The organism is Roseobacter sp. HKCCA0434 (assembly GCF_032464675.1).
Classification (GTDB): domain Bacteria; phylum Pseudomonadota; class Alphaproteobacteria; order Rhodobacterales; family Rhodobacteraceae; genus Pontivivens.
Genome location: NZ_JAWDKL010000017.1, coordinates 23,462 through 39,983 on the forward strand (window position 1 = coordinate 23,462; position 16,522 = coordinate 39,983).

The window sequence follows — 16,522 nt, forward strand, 5'->3', positions numbered from 1 at the left end:
GGCGGCTCCTTTCAATGACGGTCGCCGCTGGCGCGGTTGGCCGCGTCGATATGGTCGCGGGCGAAGGGAAGAAGGGTGTCGAAGCGGGCGAGCGTGCAGGTCGCGGCGCCCAGCCTGCCGGTGGTGACCATGCCGGTCGCCTCGAACGCCTCGCCGACCTGCGGGAACAGGCGGTTGAGGTCGTCGGCGACGTCGGGCGTCTCGATCCAGTTGCCCAGATGCTTGCACTGGCGAGTCTTGGTGCGCTTGGTCTCCGCCATCGCCTCGGCCGTGTGGAGCGGCGTGCAGCGGTTCCAGCCGATACCGATCAGCAGGACCCTGGCGTTCGGGCGTTGCGACAGGCGGCCGAGCGGGCTGTCGGGGCCGGTGCCCCAGGGGACGGGGTGCGGTGTGGCGAGCGCCGCCGCGTCGCGTCCGTTCAGGCAGATCGATACGACGGGATGCAAACTGCGCTGCGTTCCGGGCCAGGTGCGGAAGGTCTCGGCCAACACGCCCATGCCGCTGGTGATCGAGCGGTCGGGGTCGAAGCCGGGCACGGCGGCGGCGATCTCGGTCATGTCCATGCCGGCCATGTCCTGCGGCACCTGCGGCATGGTCGCGTCGTCCGAGAAGGCGGGCATGCCGATCAACCCGTCCGTCCCGACTGCGTCGAGCAAGGCCTGCACCACGATGCGGGGGCCGCCGACGACGCGGCCCAGCGCGCTCATCGAGGCCTGCACGAAGAGCGTGTCGCCCGGCGCGATGCCGAGGGCGAAGAGGTCGTCGCGCAGCGAGGCGAGAGTGGCGAAGCCGGTCATGCGATCTGGATAGCGCAGGGCGCGCGAAAACGGAACGGCCGCCCGGCGCTGTCGCGCGGGCGGCCGTCCCTGACTGTCCCGGTCGGTGGTGCTAAACCTAGTTTGGTGATGGGCCTGATTTGGTGAAGGGCCTCAGTTGGTGGTGTCTTCTTCCTCGATCTCGACACCTGCGGCGGCGGCTTCTTCCTCGGTCGCCTGCTCACCCTCGACCCAGTAGCCGTCATAGACCTCGCCCGAGGCGTAGGTCATCAGGCCGCGGCCCTGGCGCTGGCCGGCCACGAAGAAGCCTTCGTAGACGTCGCCGTTGGGGTAGCGGGCCTCGCCCTCGCCGTCGATCTCGCCCGCGGCCCAGCCGCCGACATATTCGAAGCCGTCGGGCATGGTGATCGTGCCCTCGCCCTCGCGCTGGCCGCTGACGAAGGTGCCGGTGTAGATCGTGCCGTCGGAATAGGTCGCGACGCCCTCACCGTGGCGCAGGCCATCCTGCCATTCGCCCGCGTACTGGTAGCCGTCGTCGTAGGTCATGACGCCGTAGCCGTGGTTGCGCGCGTTGAGGAACTCGCCCTCGTAGACCAGTCCGTTGTCGTAGCGGGCGACGCCCTCGCCTTCGATCACGCCCTCGACCCACTGGCCCTCGTAGGAGGAGCCGTCGGGATAGGTGATCTTGCCCTGGCCGTCGGAGAGGTCGTTCTTGAACTCGCCCTCGTAGACCGAGCCGTCGGGATAGCGCACGAGGCCCGTCCCCTCGATCCGGCCCTCGACCCAGGAGCCTTCGTAGACATAGCCGTCGACGCCCTGGAAGGTGCCCTGTCCGTGGCGCAGGTCGTTCTCGAATTCGCCTTCGTAGATGTCGCCATTGGCGAAGGTGGTGATGCCGGTGCCCTGTTTCTGCGCGTTGACGAGGGTGCCTTCGTAGACGTCGCCATTGGGCTGGGTCAGCACGCCCTCGCCGTTGATCTGGTTGTCGGCCCACTGGCCGGTATAGGTCAGGCCGTCGGGAAGGGTGAGGGTGCCCTCGCCCTCGCGGATGCCGCGGACGATGTCGCCCTCGTAGACCGCGCCGTCGGGATATGTGATCTTGCCGGTGCCGTCCTTGGTCCCCTCGACCCAGCTGCCCTCGTAGCGGTAGCCGTTGGGGGAGACCATCGTGCCCTGGCCGTGGTGGACGGAGTTCGCGAACTCGCCCTCGTAGCGCACGCCGTTGGCGTAGACCGCGACCCCGGTGCCGGAGATGACGCTGTCCTCCCACTGGCCCTCGTAGGTGCCGCCGTCGGCGAAGACGATGGAACCCTGGCCGTGCGGTTCGCCGTTCAGGAACTCGCCCGTATAGGTCGAGCCGTTGGGGAACTTGGCGACGCCCTCGCCCTCGATCCGGCCCTCGACCCAGGTGCCGGTGTACTCGTAGCCGTTGGGCAGCCGGTAGGTGCCCTGACCGTGCTGCACGCCGTTTTCGAAATCGCCGTCATAGACGCCGCCGGTCTCGTACTGGACCGCGTCGCCCGATTCGTCCTGCGCCTGGGCGGCCAGCGTGCCGAAAGCGGCGAGGCCGAGCCCGATAGCCAAGTGCGAAAACCGTGTCTTCATCCGTCCCATGCCCGCGACGGGTTTCGTCGCGGCCCCCCTAACTTACAGACCAAAGGTGCCGATCGCGTCGTGGCAGACGTTATTGAGATCGACCCAACCTGACAAGTTTGGATTGTATCCCCATCGGTGCGCACACGCACCGACTCGGGCAATCCGCTTGCACCGCCCTGTCTGACCGCGATATGCGGCCATATTGAGGCATTCGAGCGGCGAGGCAGAGATGGCAGAGACGTTCCGGCTGATCCTGGCGCAGCTCAACCCCACCGTCGGCGACATCGCGGGCAACGTGGAGGCCGCGCGCGCGGCGCATGGTCGCGGGGCGCAGGCGGGGGCCGACATGGTGGCCCTGCCCGAGATGTTCGCCACCGGCTACCAGACCACGGATCTGGGACGCAAACCCGCCTTCGTCGCCGATGCGATCGGTCGGATCGAGGCGCTGGCGGAAGTGACGGCGGACGGCCCGGCGCTGGGCATCGGGGGCCCGTATCTGGAGGGCACGAAGCTCTACAACGCCTATTATATCCTCGACGGCGGCCGCGTATCGGCGGTGGTGCGCAAGCAAATGCTGCCCAATGACAGCGTGTTCGACGAGGAGCGGATCTATGCGCATGGGGAGCCACAGGGCCCCGTCGCCGTGCGCGGCTGGCGCATCGGGCTGCCGATCTGCGAGGATGCCTGGCATCCGGGTCCGGCGGAGACCTTCGAGGAGTCGGGGGCGGAGCTGTTGTTCGTGCCCAACGGCTCCCCCTACCATCGGGCCAAGCACGAGCGGCGGATGAACCACATGGTCGCCCGCGTGATCGAGACGGGGCTGCCGCTGGCCTATCTCAACATGATCGGCGGGCAGGACGACCAGGTGTTCGACGGCACGTCCTTCGTGCTGAATCCGGGCGGGCGGCTCGCGGTGCTGATGCCGCCCTTCGAGGCGGTCGAGCAGGTGGTGGAGTTCGAGCGCGGGCCGGAGGGCGTGCGCTGCGTGACGGAGGACCGGATCACGCTGCCGGACGATTACGCGCTCGATTACCGGGCGATGGTCGAATCGGTGCGCGACTATTTTGCCAAGACCGGGTTCAAGAAGGCGCTGCTGGGCCTGTCGGGCGGGGTCGATTCGGCGCTGACTGCCGCGATCGCCGCCGATGCGCTGGGACCGGCGAACGTGCGCTGCGTGATGCTGCCTTCGGAATACACGTCCGAGCACAGCCTGGAGGATGCGGAGGCCTGCGCAAAGGCGCTCGCCTGCCGATACGACTACGTGCCCATCGACGGGCCGCGCGCCGCCGTGACCGAGGCGCTGGCACCGCTGTTCGAAGGGACGGAGCCGGGGCTGACGGAGGAGAACATCCAGTCGCGGCTGCGCGGGCTGTTGCTGATGGCGCTGAGCAACAAGTTCGGGGAGATGCTGCTGACCACCGGCAACAAGTCGGAGGTCGCGGTCGGATACGCCACGATCTACGGCGACATGTCGGGCGGCTACAATCCGCTGAAGGACCTCTACAAGACGCGGGTGTTCGAGACCTGCCGCTGGCGCAACGCCAATCACGATCCGGCTTGGATGAAGGGCCGCGCGGGCGAGGTCATCCCCGTGCGCATTATCGACAAGCCGCCCAGCGCCGAGTTGCGCGAGGATCAGAAGGACGAGGACAGCCTGCCGCCCTACGAGGTGCTCGACGACATCCTCGAGCGGCTGATCGAGGGCGAGCAGTCGGTGGGCGACTGCGTGGCCGCGGGGCACGATCTGGAGACGGCGAAGCGGGTGGAGCATCTGCTGTACCTCGCCGAGTACAAGCGATTCCAGTCGGCGCCCGGCACGCGGCTGACGACGCGGGCCTTCTGGCTCGACCGGCGCTACCCGATCGTCAACCGCTGGCGGTCGGCATGACCGATCTGGGGCGCAGGATGCTGGCGGTCGTGGCGGTGTCGGGGGTCGCGACCTTCGCGCTGATGGCGGTCGCGGGCGGCTCGCCGTTGCTGGAGGCGCTCTACGGTCTCGCGGCGCTGGTCTTCGTGGGCACTGGGTTCTTCGGCTTCGTCACGCCGCCCTTCTTTCGCTGGGCGATGCGGGCGGCGGGGACCGAGGACCGGGCGCGGCATTCGGCGCTGCTGCGGTTCATGGCGGGATTGGGAGAGTATCGCCGCTGAACGGATCGGGGGCTTCGGGCGTTGGGTGCTACACCGTTCAGCCACACCCGAGGTATCACCGATGCGCCGTTCCGCCCTTCTCGCCTGTTCCCTTCTGGCCGCCACCGCCGTGCAGGCGCAGGAGGCGAGCTTCTCCGCCGAGGCCTTGGAAAGCGTCAGCTACGACGGCGGCGCGCTGCCCGACGGGCAGTCGGCGCTGACCTTCGCGGTGCAGGTGCTGCTGGACCGGGCCGGGATCTCTCCGGGCGTGATCGACGGCTACAAGGGCGGGATGTCGGAAACCGCGATCCGCGCCTTCGAGGCGCGCGAGGGGTTGGAGGTCGATGGGCTGATGGATCAGGCGGTGTGGGACGCGCTGGGCGGGTCCGGCGCGGACGCCTTCGTCACCAGCCACACGATCACGGAGGAAGAGGCGCAGACGGTGCCCGAACTGCCCGAGGATTATGCCGAGATGGCCGAGTTGCAGCGGCTGGGCTACGAGCGGGTGTCCGAGCGCATCGCCGAGATGTTCCACATGGACGAGGACGCGCTGATCGCGCTGAACCCCGGTGCGAGCTTCTCCGCCGGGGAGAGCGTGACGGTCGCGCAGCCGCAGGCCGCGTTGCAGGGCGAGGTGACGGCGATCCGCATCGACGGGGCCTCCGGTCGGCTGGAGGCGATGGATGGCTCGGGCAACGTGGTGGCGAGCTATCCGGTGGCCGTCGGCTCCTCCGAGACACCGTCGCCGCAGGGCAGCTTCGAGGTGGTGGCGATCGCGACGGAGCCGACCTACAGCTACCGGCCCGACGTGAATTTCCAGCAGGGCGACAATGACGAGGCGCTGACGCTGCCGCCGGGGCCGAACGGGCCGGTGGGACTGGTCTGGATCGATCTCAACGAGCCGACCTATGGCATTCACGGGACGCCCAACCCGGCCCGCCTGTTCGTGGAGCAGAGCCACGGCTGCGTGCGCATGTCGAACTGGGATGCGCAGGAACTGGCCGGGATGGTGTCGGCCGGGGTCAGCGTCGAGATCACGCAATGAGGGGCGCGGCGCTGATTGCGGCGCTGCTGCTGGCCGGGTCGGCGCTCGCGCAGGATGACAGCCCGCCGCCCGACACGGCCCCCCAGCCCGCGCCGCGCGACGGGTTCGTGCCGAATGGCGAGGTGCTGCCCGAGGGCCAGCAGGCGGAGGAGGCGGGTGATCCGCCGCCCCAGGACGCGCCGCAGCCCGAGCCGCGGCCGGACGATCTGGGCGATCCCGAGGGGCGGCTCGACGTGCTGGAGATCGATCTCGGCCCTGACCCGGCTGCGGAGGCGGAGCCGGACGAGGCGCCGGTGTTCCGCCAGCTCGGCGAGGTGGAGAGCGCGTTCGCGGCCTGCACCGCGATGCTGGACGATCTGGGAGTCGTCTACCGCGTTCTGGATGAAGAGATCACCGCCGAGGATCGCGATTGCGGCATCGTGAACCCGATCGTGGTCGAGGAGATCGCCCCCGGCGTCGCCCTGCGGCCCGAGGCGACCTTGCGCTGCGAGACGGCGCTGGAGATGGCGGAGTGGACGAGCTTCCACCTCGTCCCCGCCGCCGAGGCGTTGACGGATCGCGAACGGTTGCAGGCGATCGCGCTGGGTGGTTCCTATACCTGCCGTCGGCGCAACAACCTCGCCACCGGACCGCTGTCGGAGCACAGCTTCGGCAATGCGGTGGACGTGATGAGCTTCGTCTTCGAGGGCGGCGATCCGATCCCGGTCGAGCCGCGCATGGAGGACGGCACGATGGAAGAGGCGTTCCAGCGCGCGGCGCGGGCGACTTCGTGCCTGCATTTCACCACCGTGCTGGGGCCGGGGACCGATGCGGCCCATGCCGATCACCTGCACATGGATGTCGCACGGCGGTCGAACGGCTACAGGCTTTGCCAATAGGGCGCGGACATGGCATGGCGGCGGGATGATCCGCCGCCTGATCCGCTTCGTGTTTCGCTGGGTGTTCCGCCTCGTCCTGCTGGCCACGCTGATCGTGGCGGCGGGGCGTTGGGTGGTGCCGCCGATCACGATCACGCAGGCCGTGCAGTGGCGCGAGCAAGGGGAGCTGCAGCGCGACTGGCGCGATCTCGGCGCGCTGGGGCCGATGGGGGCGGCGGCCATCGCGGCAGAGGATGCGCGGTTCTGCGCGCATCATGGGCTCGATTTCGACGCGATCCGCGAGGCGATGGCGGATGACCGGCGGCGCGGCGGCTCGACCATCAGCCAGCAGGTCGCGAAGAACGTCTATCTGTGGCAGGCGCCGAGCTGGACCCGCAAGGGGCTGGAGGCGGCGATCACCCTCATGATCGAGGCGACCTGGCCCAAGGCGCGGATCCTGGAGGTGTATCTGAACGTGGCCGAGACCGGACGCGGCGTGTTCGGCGCGCAGGCGGCGGCGCGGCACTGGTTCGGGGTGGATGCGGCGGATCTGAGCGCGGCACAGGCCGCGCGCATCGCGGCGATCCTGCCGAACCCGAGAGAGCGCAACGCGGCGCGGCCGTCGGAGTTCGTTGCGGGGCGCGCGCGGGCGATCGCGGACGGGGCGCGGACGCTGGCGGCGAATGGGGGGTTGCGGTGTCTGGCTGAGGGGTGAGGCGTGGCGTGGAGAGGCCCCGGCTCGGGGGCCGGGGCGTGAAGGAGCAGTAGCCGCGCAGCGTCGGGCCGCGGTGCGGCGATCCGGCGTCGGATCAGAGCACTTTATGCCAGCCAAGTCCGCACGAACTATCCGCCTCGCGCCTCCATTAGCCATATCGCCGTGCCGGGGGGCGGCCCGGCGATGCGCGGCGGGCTTCGCCCTTGATTCCGCGCAATAGATCGAGACGAAACACTTTCCCCGGTTGATGACGCCCCCCCGGCGCGGGCATATCTGGGAACAGCCTGTTTTCGGAGTTCCCCATGCGTCGCCTGCATCACCTGCCGCTGTCCCCGTTTTCCCGCAAGGTCCGTCTGGTCCTCGCGGAAAAGCGAATCGAGGTCGAGCTGGTGGAGGAGAAGCCGTGGGAAAAGCGCATGGAGTTCCTGCTGCTCAACCCCGCGGCGCGCGTACCTGTCTTGCAGATCGACGGCCTGACGCTGAGCGATTCGAGCGCGATCTGCGAATATCTCGAAGAGACGGTGCCCGATCCCGCTTTGCTGCCGCGAGGGCCGGCGGAACGGGCCGAGGCCCGGCGGCTGGCGCATTGGTTCGACGACAAGTTCCACCATGAGGTGACGGTCAACCTGCTCTACGAACGCGTGTTCAAGAAGCTCAAGAAGACCGGCTATCCCGAGAGCGGGCGCATCCGCGAGGGGGTGAGCAACATCAAGTATCACCTCGACTATCTCGACTGGCTGACCGATCAGCGGCGCTGGCTGGCGGGGGACGAGCTGACCATCGCGGATTTCGCGGCCGCCGCGCATCTGAGCTGCCTCGACTATGTCGAGGACGTGGATTGGGAGCGATCGGAGAACGTGAAGAGCTGGTATGCGCGCATCAAGTCGCGGCCCGCCTTCCGCACCGTGCTGCACGACGCCGTGCCGGGGATGCCGCCGCCCATCCATTACGCCGATCTGGATTTCTGATGGAGGTGGCCCGCATCCGGGCCGAGGCGGAGGCCGTCGGCTTCGCCGCGATGGGGGTGTGCCGTCCCGATGCGATCCCCGAGGCGCCGACGCGGCTCGACACGTTTCTGGGCGCGGGGATGCACGGGCAGATGGAATGGATGGCCGAACGCGCGCCCTGGCGCTCGAACCCCGCGGAGCTGTGGCCCGAGGCGCGTTCCATCCTGATGCTGGCCGAGCCCTACACGCCCGATGGCGACCCGCTCGACCTGCTGGACCAGCCCGAGATCGGGGCGATCAGCGTCTATGCGCGGAACCGGGACTATCACGATCTGGTCAAGAAACGGCTGAAGCGGCTGGGCCGCTGGCTGGTCGATGCCACGGGCTGCGAGATCAAGGTCTTCGTCGATACCGCCCCGGTGATGGAAAAGCCGCTGGCGCAGGCGGCGGGGCTGGGCTGGCAGGGCAAGCACACCAACCTGTTGAGCCGCGACCTGGGCAACTGGTTCTTCCTCGGCGCGATCTTCACCACGCTGGAGCTGCCGGTCGATGCGCCGGGGGTGGAGCGCTGCGGGTCCTGCACGGCCTGCCTCGACATCTGCCCGACGGATGCGTTTCCGGCACCTTTCCAGCTCGATGCGCGGCGCTGCATCTCGTACCTCACGATCGAGCATCGCGGCCCGGTGGAGGAGGAGCTGCGCGCGAAGATGGGCAACCGGATCTATGGCTGCGACGATTGCCTCGCCGTCTGCCCGTGGAACAAGTTCGCGCAGGAGGCGCGGACGGCGGGCTACTGGGCGCGGGTGGAACTGGCGGCGCCGCGGCTCGACGATCTGGCGACGCTGGACGATGCGGGGTTCCGGGAGGTGTTCGCAGGCTCGCCCATCAAGCGGATCGGGCGCGACCGCTTCGTGCGCAACGTGCTCTACGCCATCGGCAATTCGGGGCGGGCGGAGCTGCTGGCCTCGGCGCAGGCGCTGGTGGAGGATGCGGACGCGGCGGTGGCCGATGCGGCGCGCTGGGCGGTGGAGAGGTTGCGGGATCTAGATGCGGGATAGAGCGAACCAGTTGTTTCTTTGTGGCTATGCGGAATGCAGGGCATTCCGCACGCGACCGACCCGCCCCCCAGGGCGGGCGCGTTCCGCGCCCTCCCTCGGGCCGGGCGCGTCATCCGGTTGCTATCGCACACTATGAAAACCCTCCTCTCCATAGGCCACGGCTTCTCCGCCCGCGCGCTCGTCCCGCTGCTCGACGGGTTCCGCGTCATCGGCACCACGCGCTCGGAGGAGAAGGCGGAGGCCCTGCGCGCCGATCGTATCGAGGCGGTGGTCTGGCCGGGCACCGACCTCGCGCCACTGATTCTCGGGGCGACGCATCTCCTGAGCTCGGTCGCCCCGAACGACGGCGATCCGGTGCTCGACGCCTATGCGGACGTGCTGGCGCGCGCCCCGGCGGAGTGGGTGGGCTACCTCTCGACCACCGGGGTCTATGGCGACCGGGGTGGCGATTGGGTGGACGAAGGCGCGGAGCTCAGGCCCTCGACGAAGCGGGGACAGGCGCGGGTGGCGGCGGAGGCAGCGTGGCGGGCGCTGGGGCTTCCGCTGCATATCTTCCGGCTCGCCGGGATCTACGGCCCCGGTCGCGGACCGTTCGCCAAGGTGCGCGAGGGCACGGCGCGGCGGATCGTGAAGGACGGACAGGTCTTTTCCCGCATCCACGTGGACGACATCGCGCAGGTTCTGGCGGCGAGCATCGCGCGGCCCGATCCCGGCGCGGTCTACAACGTCTGCGACGACGACCCGGCCCCGCCGCAGGACGTGATCGCCCATGCGGCCGAGCTGCTGGGCCTGCCCGTGCCGCCTGCCATCCCCTTCGAGGAGGCGGAGATGACGCCGATGGCCCGCAGCTTCTACGCCGAAAGCAAGAAGGTGCGGAACGACCGGATCAAGGACGAGCTGGGCGTGGTGCTGAAGTTCCCGGACTACCGCGCGGGTCTCGCCGATCTGTTGGCGCGGGAGGGGGCGCGTTGATGGCGCAGGTCCGCGTCCCTATCTGAAGGGGCCTGATCCGAACGGAGGGCCAGCCCATGGATTACTCGCTTCTCGACCTTTCGCCCGTGCCCGAAGGCTCGGATGTCGCCGATGCGCTGAAGGCGAGCGTGACGCTTGCCCAGGCGGCGGAAGCGGCTGGCTACAAGCGGTTCTGGCTGGCGGAGCATCACAACATGCCCGGCATCGCGAGTGCGGCGACGCCGCTGGTGATCGGGACGGTGGCCGCCGCGACCTCGACCATCCGGGTCGGGGCGGGGGGCATGATGCTTCCCAACCACGCGCCGCTGGTGGTGGCGGAGCAGTTCGGGACGCTCGCCGCGCTGCATCCGGGGCGCATCGATCTGGGGCTGGGCCGCGCGCCGGGGACGGATATGGCGACGGCGCGCGCGCTGCGGCGGCACATGGCGCCGGAGGACGGTTTCGTGGACGATGTGCGGGAGCTGATCGCCTATCTCGGCCCGGCGGACCCGGCGGCAAGGGTTCGGGCGATTCCGGGCGAGGGGTCGGGCGTGCCGGTCTGGATCCTCGGCTCCAGCCTCTACGGCGCGCAGCTGGCGGCGGCGCTGGGGCTGCCCTATGCCTTCGCCTCGCATTTCGCTCCGGCGGCGCTGGACGAGGCGCTGGAGATCTACCGCGCGCAGTTCCGCCCGTCGGAGCATCTGGAAAAGCCGCACGCGATGATGGCCATCGGTGTCTGCGCGGCGGAGACGGAGGCGGAGGCGCGGGTGCTGCGATCCTCGCAGATGCTGGCCTTCGCGCGGCTGCGCAGCGGCAATCCGGGCAAGCTGCCGCGTCCGGTGGACGATGTCGAGGCGCATATCCCCGCGCCCGTGCTGGCGGGAGTGGAGCAGGCGCTGTCGGTCTCCGCCGTCGGGGACCGGGCGGGCGTGCGCGACCGGCTCGGCGCGATCATCGCCCGCCACCGCCCCGACGAGGTAATCCTGACCGGCATGATCCACGATCCGGCGGCGCGGGTGCGCTCCTTCGAGATCGCGGCGCAGGCGATGCGGGAGCTGACCACGGCCGAGGCCGCCTGATGCTGCCCTGGGAGCCGCTGGCCGAGGCCGGGACGCCCGAGGGCGACCGGCTGCGGCTCATGCGGCGCGGATCGGAATATTCGATCCGGCTGACCGGCGGGAACGAGCTGATGAACTCCCGCCTCTCGGGGTCGGAGGAGGCGCTGGCGACGCTTGCGGCGGAGCATCTGGGCGAGGCACCCCGCGTGCTGATCGGGGGCCTGGGCATGGGCTTCACCCTGCGCGCGATGCAGGCGGCGCGGCCCGGCGCGCGCATCACCGTGGCCGAGATCGTGCCGGAGCTGGTGGGCTGGGCGCGGGCCGAGATGGCGGAGGTGTTCGGCGACAGCCTGACCGGCGTTGAGATCGCGGTGGCGGACGTGGCCGAACTCATCGCGCGCGGCGGCTGGGACGCGATCCTGCTCGACGTGGACAACGGGCCGGACGGGCTGACCCGGCCCGGCAATGACGGGCTTTATTCAGATGCGGGGCTGCGGGCTGCGCGTCGGGCGCTGAGGCCCGGCGGCGTGCTGACGGTCTGGTCGGCCCACCCGGCGCGCGGCTTCGCAGGCCGTATGGAGCGGGCGGGCTTCACCGTGCGCGAGGTCCCTGTGCGGGCCGGGAGAGGGCGCGGCGCGCGGCATGTGGTTTGGGTGGGGCGGAGCGATGGGCGGTAAGGACCTTCCATCCGGAAATCTGCACATTGACCCCGATGAGGACGTCGATCTCATCGAACTGTTGGAAAAGCGATTGAACATCCGCTTTTCAGAGAAGGACCTCGCGTCGGCCTTCACGCTCGGCGATCTCTACGATCCGATCTGCCGACATCTGCCCCCGTCGGGCAGGGGCGACAAGGCTCAGATGGTGAAGAGCCGGCTGGCGGATGCCTCGATCTCGTCTGACGGCGATGTCCTGAACCTCGATGCCGGATCGTACAGTGCCAAGAAGCTGAGACGTCGCCTGGAAGATCGGACCGGACTGTCGCTGCCCTTTCTGACGAAGCCGAGTTTGTGGGCAACGCTGACGGCTCTCTTGCCACTGGTCGCCTGGATTGTTGGGCCAGTGTGTTTCGATGGCTTGACGGCAGCTGTCGTTGCGGTGGCCTCGACGGGGCTGGGCATCCTCCTCTGGCGTTTCGCCCTGCGCATCGATCCCGAGGTCTGGGACGGGCCGTCGAGCTTGGCCGCTCTCATCGCGAAAGCCGTGGAGGCAAATTTCGGTCGCCTCGTCGCGTCGGGGGCGAGCTGGTCCGAAAGGGAGGTCTGGGAGGTTCTCGCCGCAAGTGCGGCGGAATTCACGAACGTTCCGCCCGAGGAGATGCGGCGCGACACCTCGTTGATGTGAGCCGACGGGGCTCGAACGCGCGCGGGTGCGCTATCGGCGTTCTCCAACCGCGGCTGGATGGGGGGCTTCGCTATTTGCGAGGTCCCGGTGAAAACGGGGAGAGGGCGCGGCGCGAGGTATGTGGTTTGGGTGGGCGTGGGCGACCGATGACGTCGATTGCAAAGAACTGGGCCTCGTGAAGTGCTTCAGGCCGATGGCGTTCGGCGTAGGCGCGCAGGATTTCCGCAAATCGGAGGAACGGCATATCGACATCGAGCGGCTTTATGAGGATGAATCCTTTGTCCGTTGCTCTCACTCGTCGGATTTGCCACCGAGCGGTCTTCAGCAATTTGGCGCTTCCTGCATCGAGACTGAGAAACAGCTGGTAATGTGTAGCCAGATAAGTCCCGCTTCGGTGCAGACAGATCGTCTCGATGCGGCTCCACGGGATTTCGTCCTCGCAATAGCGCTGGACCGTAATGCCGGTCCGGGACAGGTAGATGCGAGATGAGCGGTGGACGATCAACTCGTAGGCGAGGATCAGGGCAGTCAATGCTGCGACCCACGGTACGAATGGTATAATAAGGTCCGCGACGAACTCTTTGGCTGTGCGCGGTATCTCTGACGGTTCGTACGTCAGACTCAGAAATCCTATTAAGACGAAACCGGCAAGCCATACCAACTTCCAGTACACGGCAGGCCTGACGAAAACGGTCGCAGAGGTGTCTGGCATGGTGGTCACGTCCGGTTCGGCAGATGCTTCGATCGCTCGGTCGAGAATAATTGTCGAGCCCAACGTGCGGAATCAAGGCCGGTAGGCCGCCGTGCGATCGGTCGGGCCAAAGGCACGCCTTCGGCGTGACCCGCCCGGCGGTCCGGCTAGCGCGCGGCTTCGTATGAGAAAGGCCCCGCCTTTCGGCAGGGCCTCTTTCACACCGTCAGTGGCCAGTCAGTACCGGTAATGCTCCGGCTTGAACGGGCCCTCCGGCGTCACGCCGATATAGCTCGCCTGGTCCTCGCTCAGCGTCGAGAGCTTCACGCCGATGCGGTCGAGGTGCAGGCGGGCGACTTTCTCGTCGAGGTGCTTGGGCAGGATATAGACCTTGTTCTCGTAGTCGTCGCCACGGGTCCACAGCTCGATCTGGGCGAGGACCTGGTTGGTGAAGGACGCGCTCATCACGAAGCTCGGGTGGCCGGTGGCGTTGCCGAGGTTCAGCAGGCGCCCTTCGGAGAGCAGGATGATGCGGCTGCCCGAGGGCATCTCGATCATGTCCACCTGGTCCTTGATCTTCGTCCACTTGTGGTTGCGCAGGGCGGCGACCTGGATCTCGTTGTCGAAGTGGCCGATATTGCCGACGATCGCCATGTCCTTCATCTCGCGCATGTGCTCGAGCCGGATGACGTCCTTGTTGCCGGTGGTGGTGATGAAGATGTCGGCGGTCTTCACCGCATCCTCCAGCAGCACGACTTCGAACCCGTCCATCGCGGCCTGAAGCGCGCAGATCGGATCGACCTCCGTGACCTTCACGCGGGCCCCCGCGCCGCGAAGCGAGGCGGCGGAGCCCTTGCCCACGTCGCCATAGCCCATGACCACGGCCACCTTGCCCGCCATCATCGTGTCGGTGGCGCGGCGGATGCCGTCCACCAGCGATTCCTTGCAGCCGTACTTGTTGTCGAATTTCGACTTGGTGACGCTGTCGTTCACGTTGATCGCGGGGAAGGGCAGCTCGCCCTTCTTCACCAGATCGTAGAGGCGGTGGACGCCGGTCGTCGTCTCCTCCGACACGCCCTTGATCTGGTCGCGGACCTTGGTGAACCAGCCGGGCGACTGCTCCATGCGCTTCTTGATCTGCGCGTGGATGACCTCTTCCTCCTCGGATCCGGGCACGCCCAGATCCTCGCCCGCCTCGGCCCGTGCGCCGAGCAGGACGTAGAGCGTGGCGTCGCCGCCATCGTCGAGGATCATGTTGGGGCCGTCCGCGAACTGGAAGGAGGCGTCGAGATAGTCCCAGTGCTCCTCCAGGCTCTGACCCTTCACGGCGAAGACCGGCGTGCCGCCCGCCGCGATGGCCGCGGCGGCGTGATCCTGCGTGGAGAAGATGTTGCACGAGGCCCAGCGCACGTCCGCGCCGAGCTCCACCAGCGTCTCGATCAGCACGGCGGTCTGGATGGTCATGTGCAGCGAGCCGACGATGCGCGCGCCCGACAGCGGCTTGGATGCCCCGTATTCCTCGCGCAGGGCCATCAGGCCGGGCATCTCGGTCTCGGCGATGTCCAGTTCCTTGCGCCCGTAATCGGCGAGGTCGATATCCTTGACGACGTAGTCCTTGGCCATGATCCACGGCTCCTCTATCTGACGGCTTGGCGGGCATGTAGCACCGTCGAACGAGCGGAACAATGCGACAGGGAAGCGGGCGATGGGCGATCGGGCATGGCAACGGATGCTGTCGGGGCGCAGGCTCGACCTTCTCGATCCGTCGCCGCTCGACGTCGAGATCGAGGACATTGCGCATGGGTTGAGCTTCGTCGCACGGTGGAACGGGCAGACCGAGGGCGACTGGCCCTATTCGGTGGCCGAGCATTCGCTGCTGGTCGACGACCTCTATGCCGAGCTGAACCCCAAGGCGCCCGTGCGCTGGCGGCTGGCCGCGCTGCTGCATGATGCGCCGGAATACGTGATCGGGGACATGATCTCTCCGGTGAAGGCGGCGGTGGGGCCGGATTACAAGGCGATGGACGTGCGGCTGACCGGGGCGATCCACCGCCGCTTCGGGCTGCCCGAAGCGCTGCCCGCCAGCGTCAAGAAGCAGATCAAGCGGGCGGACCGGATCTCCGCCTGGGCGGAGGCCACGCAGATCGCGGGGTTCACCGCCGCCGAGGCGAACCGGCTGTTCGGCGCGCCGCGTCATGCGGGAGCACGGGACATCCGCATCGCGCCGCGCCCGCCCCGCGAGGTGAAGACGGATTTCCTTGCGCGGTTCGACGCCCACATGGCGGCGGCATGATCGAGGTCGGCCTCTCTGCCGTGCTGGTCGGGATCATCGAGGCCGAGGGCCGGGCCGAGCCGCATGTGCTGACCCTGCCGGGGCCCGAGCTGCCGACCCGCGCCTTCGATCCCGACCGGCACCGGACGCTGGAGATGTCGCTGCGGCACTGGGTGGAGAGCGATACCGGCCACACGCTCGCGCATGTCGAGCAGCTCTACACCTTCGGCGATCGGCCGACGGCCGCGGCGGGGCCGCACAGGGTGGCGATCGGCTATCTCGCCCTCGTGCCGGGGCGCGAGCGGCTGGAGGGGCAGGACTGGCGGCCCTGGTCGCAGTTCTTCCCTTGGGAAGACAGGCGCGGCGGCATGCCGCCCGTGCTCGCGGAGGTGTTGATCCCGCGGCTGGAGGCCTGGGCCGACACGCCCGCGCGGCGCGACCGAGTGGCGCTGTCCTTCGGGTTGGGGGAGCATCCGTGGCGCGACGAGCTGGTGCTGGAACGCTACGAACTGCTCTACGAGGCGCGGCTGGTGCCCGAGCATTTCCATGACCGCGCGGGCGATCTGCCGCATGACCTGCCGCAGGCGGGACGGGAGATGCCGCGGGATCATCGGCGCATCCTCGCCACCGGGATCGGACGGCTGCGGGCGAAGTTGAAATACCGGCCCGTGCTGTTCGAGCTGATGCGCGAGACCTTCACCCTGTTCGAGCTCCAATCGGTGGCCGAGGCCGTGTCGGGACAGCTTTTGCACAAGCAGAACTTCCGCCGGATGATCGTGCAATCGGGGCTGATCGAGGCGACGGGCGCGCAGACCGCGCGGCGGGGGGGGCGCCCGGCGGCGGAGTACCGGTTTGCGTCGGAGGCGCAGTGGGAGCGGCGGGTGGCGCCCGTTCGATTCGGGGGCGCGCGGCAGCGTTAGGGGAGTGCGGACGAGCCGCGTAGCGTCGGGCCGCGGTGCGGCGATCCACGATCCGAGCTGGGCACTTTATGCCTGCAAAATCCGTCCGACCTACCCGCTACTCGCTTTGATCAGCCAAATCGCCGTGCCGGGGGGCGGCCCGGCGATGCGCGGCGGCCTGTGGCC

At 68.5% G+C, this 16,522-nt stretch carries 17 protein-coding genes; 13 read left to right on the plus strand and 4 right to left on the minus strand.

All coding sequences use genetic code 11. From position 1 onward, the window contains the following. Window positions 1–11 precede the first annotated feature (11 nt). Both RX333_RS11330 and RX333_RS11335 read right to left on the minus strand, forming a co-directional pair. Complete coding sequence (locus RX333_RS11330) at window positions 12–797, minus strand: AAC(3) family N-acetyltransferase (RefSeq protein ID WP_316015053.1); 786 nt, start codon at window positions 795–797, stop codon at window positions 12–14. A gap of 132 nt (window positions 798–929) precedes the next feature. Continuing rightward, window positions 930–2,381 carry an MORN repeat-containing protein gene (locus RX333_RS11335; RefSeq protein ID WP_410056067.1) on the minus strand — a complete coding sequence of 484 codons (1,452 nt, stop codon included), beginning with the start codon at window positions 2,379–2,381 and terminating at the stop codon, window positions 930–932. A 220-nt stretch (window positions 2,382–2,601) separates the two neighbouring features. On the opposite strand from RX333_RS11335, the gene RX333_RS11340 reads away from it, so the two are divergent. From RX333_RS11340 to RX333_RS11390, 11 genes are all read left to right on the plus strand, one after another. Further along, entirely contained in the window at window positions 2,602–4,260 is a 1,659-nt protein-coding gene (locus RX333_RS11340) for an NAD+ synthase (RefSeq protein WP_316015055.1), read from the plus strand. Continuing rightward, window positions 4,257–4,520, plus strand: coding sequence for a hypothetical protein (locus tag RX333_RS11345; protein WP_316015056.1), 264 nt, complete (start codon window positions 4,257–4,259; stop codon window positions 4,518–4,520). The genes RX333_RS11340 and RX333_RS11345 overlap by 4 nt, the downstream gene beginning before the upstream one ends. Before the next feature lie 61 nt (window positions 4,521–4,581). Beyond that, the gene (locus RX333_RS11350) at window positions 4,582–5,544 is read left to right on the plus strand and encodes a L,D-transpeptidase (protein ID WP_316015057.1); all 963 of its coding nucleotides are present in this window, start codon (window positions 4,582–4,584) and stop codon (window positions 5,542–5,544) included. Continuing rightward, entirely contained in the window at window positions 5,541–6,422 is an 882-nt protein-coding gene (locus RX333_RS11355; protein ID WP_316015058.1) for an extensin family protein, read from the plus strand. Before RX333_RS11350 ends, RX333_RS11355 begins: the two co-directional genes overlap by 4 nt. A 25-nt stretch (window positions 6,423–6,447) precedes the next feature. After that, window positions 6,448–7,116 (plus strand): monofunctional biosynthetic peptidoglycan transglycosylase, encoded by a 669-nt coding sequence (mtgA, locus tag RX333_RS11360; RefSeq protein WP_316015059.1) that lies wholly within the window; start codon window positions 6,448–6,450, stop codon window positions 7,114–7,116. A gap of 302 nt (window positions 7,117–7,418) precedes the next feature. After that, on the plus strand, window positions 7,419–8,084 hold the full coding sequence (locus tag RX333_RS11365) for a glutathione S-transferase family protein (RefSeq protein WP_316015060.1): 666 nt from the start codon (window positions 7,419–7,421) through the stop codon (window positions 8,082–8,084). After that, window positions 8,084–9,121, plus strand: a complete 1,038-nt coding sequence (gene queG / locus RX333_RS11370) for a tRNA epoxyqueuosine(34) reductase QueG (protein WP_316015061.1) — start codon at window positions 8,084–8,086, stop codon at window positions 9,119–9,121. The genes RX333_RS11365 and queG overlap by 1 nt, the downstream gene beginning before the upstream one ends. A gap of 132 nt (window positions 9,122–9,253) precedes the next feature. Then, window positions 9,254–10,093, plus strand: a complete 840-nt coding sequence (locus tag RX333_RS11375) for an SDR family oxidoreductase (RefSeq protein WP_316015062.1) — start codon at window positions 9,254–9,256, stop codon at window positions 10,091–10,093. Window positions 10,094–10,149: 56 nt separating this feature from the next. After that, on the plus strand, window positions 10,150–11,151 hold the full coding sequence (locus tag RX333_RS11380) for an LLM class flavin-dependent oxidoreductase (RefSeq protein WP_316015063.1): 1,002 nt from the start codon (window positions 10,150–10,152) through the stop codon (window positions 11,149–11,151). After that, the gene (locus RX333_RS11385; protein WP_316015064.1) at window positions 11,151–11,807 is read left to right on the plus strand and encodes a spermidine synthase; all 657 of its coding nucleotides are present in this window, start codon (window positions 11,151–11,153) and stop codon (window positions 11,805–11,807) included. Before RX333_RS11380 ends, RX333_RS11385 begins: the two co-directional genes overlap by 1 nt. Continuing rightward, window positions 11,797–12,474 (plus strand): hypothetical protein, encoded by a 678-nt coding sequence (locus tag RX333_RS11390; protein ID WP_316015065.1) that lies wholly within the window; start codon window positions 11,797–11,799, stop codon window positions 12,472–12,474. Before RX333_RS11385 ends, RX333_RS11390 begins: the two co-directional genes overlap by 11 nt. 70 nt (window positions 12,475–12,544) lie before the next feature. Here the strand turns inward: RX333_RS11390 and RX333_RS11395 are convergent, their stop codons facing one another. Both RX333_RS11395 and ahcY read right to left on the minus strand, forming a co-directional pair. After that, window positions 12,545–13,195 carry a hypothetical protein gene (locus RX333_RS11395; protein WP_316015066.1) on the minus strand — a complete coding sequence of 217 codons (651 nt, stop codon included), beginning with the start codon at window positions 13,193–13,195 and terminating at the stop codon, window positions 12,545–12,547. A 207-nt stretch (window positions 13,196–13,402) separates the two neighbouring features. After that, window positions 13,403–14,788: an adenosylhomocysteinase gene (gene ahcY / locus RX333_RS11400; protein WP_316015067.1), complete on the minus strand. Its 1,386-nt coding sequence runs from the start codon at window positions 14,786–14,788 to the stop codon at window positions 13,403–13,405. An 82-nt stretch (window positions 14,789–14,870) separates the two neighbouring features. Here ahcY and RX333_RS11405 point away from each other — a divergent pair, with 82 nt between their 5' ends. Further along, window positions 14,871–15,458 carry an HD family hydrolase gene (locus tag RX333_RS11405; protein WP_316015068.1) on the plus strand — a complete coding sequence of 196 codons (588 nt, stop codon included), beginning with the start codon at window positions 14,871–14,873 and terminating at the stop codon, window positions 15,456–15,458. Further along, entirely contained in the window at window positions 15,455–16,357 is a 903-nt protein-coding gene (locus tag RX333_RS11410; RefSeq protein WP_316015069.1) for an NrtR DNA-binding winged helix domain-containing protein, read from the plus strand. The genes RX333_RS11405 and RX333_RS11410 overlap by 4 nt, the downstream gene beginning before the upstream one ends. Window positions 16,358–16,522 lie beyond the last annotated feature (165 nt).

What these genes read in the sequence shown, in the direction of transcription:
- RX333_RS11330 (WP_316015053.1), bottom strand. Translation starts at nt 797, where the DNA reads ATGACCGGCTTCGCCACTCTCGCCTCGCTGCGCGACGACCTCTTCGCC.
- RX333_RS11335 (WP_410056067.1), bottom strand. Translation starts at nt 2,381, where the DNA reads ATGAAGACACGGTTTTCGCACTTGGCTATCGGGCTCGGCCTCGCCGCT.
- RX333_RS11340 (WP_316015055.1), top strand. Translation starts at nt 2,602, where the DNA reads ATGGCAGAGACGTTCCGGCTGATCCTGGCGCAGCTCAACCCCACCGTC.
- RX333_RS11345 (WP_316015056.1), top strand. Translation starts at nt 4,257, where the DNA reads ATGACCGATCTGGGGCGCAGGATGCTGGCGGTCGTGGCGGTGTCGGGG.
- RX333_RS11350 (WP_316015057.1), top strand. Translation starts at nt 4,582, where the DNA reads ATGCGCCGTTCCGCCCTTCTCGCCTGTTCCCTTCTGGCCGCCACCGCC.
- RX333_RS11355 (WP_316015058.1), top strand. Translation starts at nt 5,541, where the DNA reads ATGAGGGGCGCGGCGCTGATTGCGGCGCTGCTGCTGGCCGGGTCGGCG.
- mtgA (WP_316015059.1), top strand. Translation starts at nt 6,448, where the DNA reads ATGATCCGCCGCCTGATCCGCTTCGTGTTTCGCTGGGTGTTCCGCCTC.
- RX333_RS11365 (WP_316015060.1), top strand. Translation starts at nt 7,419, where the DNA reads ATGCGTCGCCTGCATCACCTGCCGCTGTCCCCGTTTTCCCGCAAGGTC.
- queG (WP_316015061.1), top strand. Translation starts at nt 8,084, where the DNA reads ATGGAGGTGGCCCGCATCCGGGCCGAGGCGGAGGCCGTCGGCTTCGCC.
- RX333_RS11375 (WP_316015062.1), top strand. Translation starts at nt 9,254, where the DNA reads ATGAAAACCCTCCTCTCCATAGGCCACGGCTTCTCCGCCCGCGCGCTC.
- RX333_RS11380 (WP_316015063.1), top strand. Translation starts at nt 10,150, where the DNA reads ATGGATTACTCGCTTCTCGACCTTTCGCCCGTGCCCGAAGGCTCGGAT.
- RX333_RS11385 (WP_316015064.1), top strand. Translation starts at nt 11,151, where the DNA reads ATGCTGCCCTGGGAGCCGCTGGCCGAGGCCGGGACGCCCGAGGGCGAC.
- RX333_RS11390 (WP_316015065.1), top strand. Translation starts at nt 11,797, where the DNA reads ATGGGCGGTAAGGACCTTCCATCCGGAAATCTGCACATTGACCCCGAT.
- ahcY (WP_316015067.1), bottom strand. Translation starts at nt 14,788, where the DNA reads ATGGCCAAGGACTACGTCGTCAAGGATATCGACCTCGCCGATTACGGG.
- RX333_RS11405 (WP_316015068.1), top strand. Translation starts at nt 14,871, where the DNA reads ATGGGCGATCGGGCATGGCAACGGATGCTGTCGGGGCGCAGGCTCGAC.
- RX333_RS11410 (WP_316015069.1), top strand. Translation starts at nt 15,455, where the DNA reads ATGATCGAGGTCGGCCTCTCTGCCGTGCTGGTCGGGATCATCGAGGCC.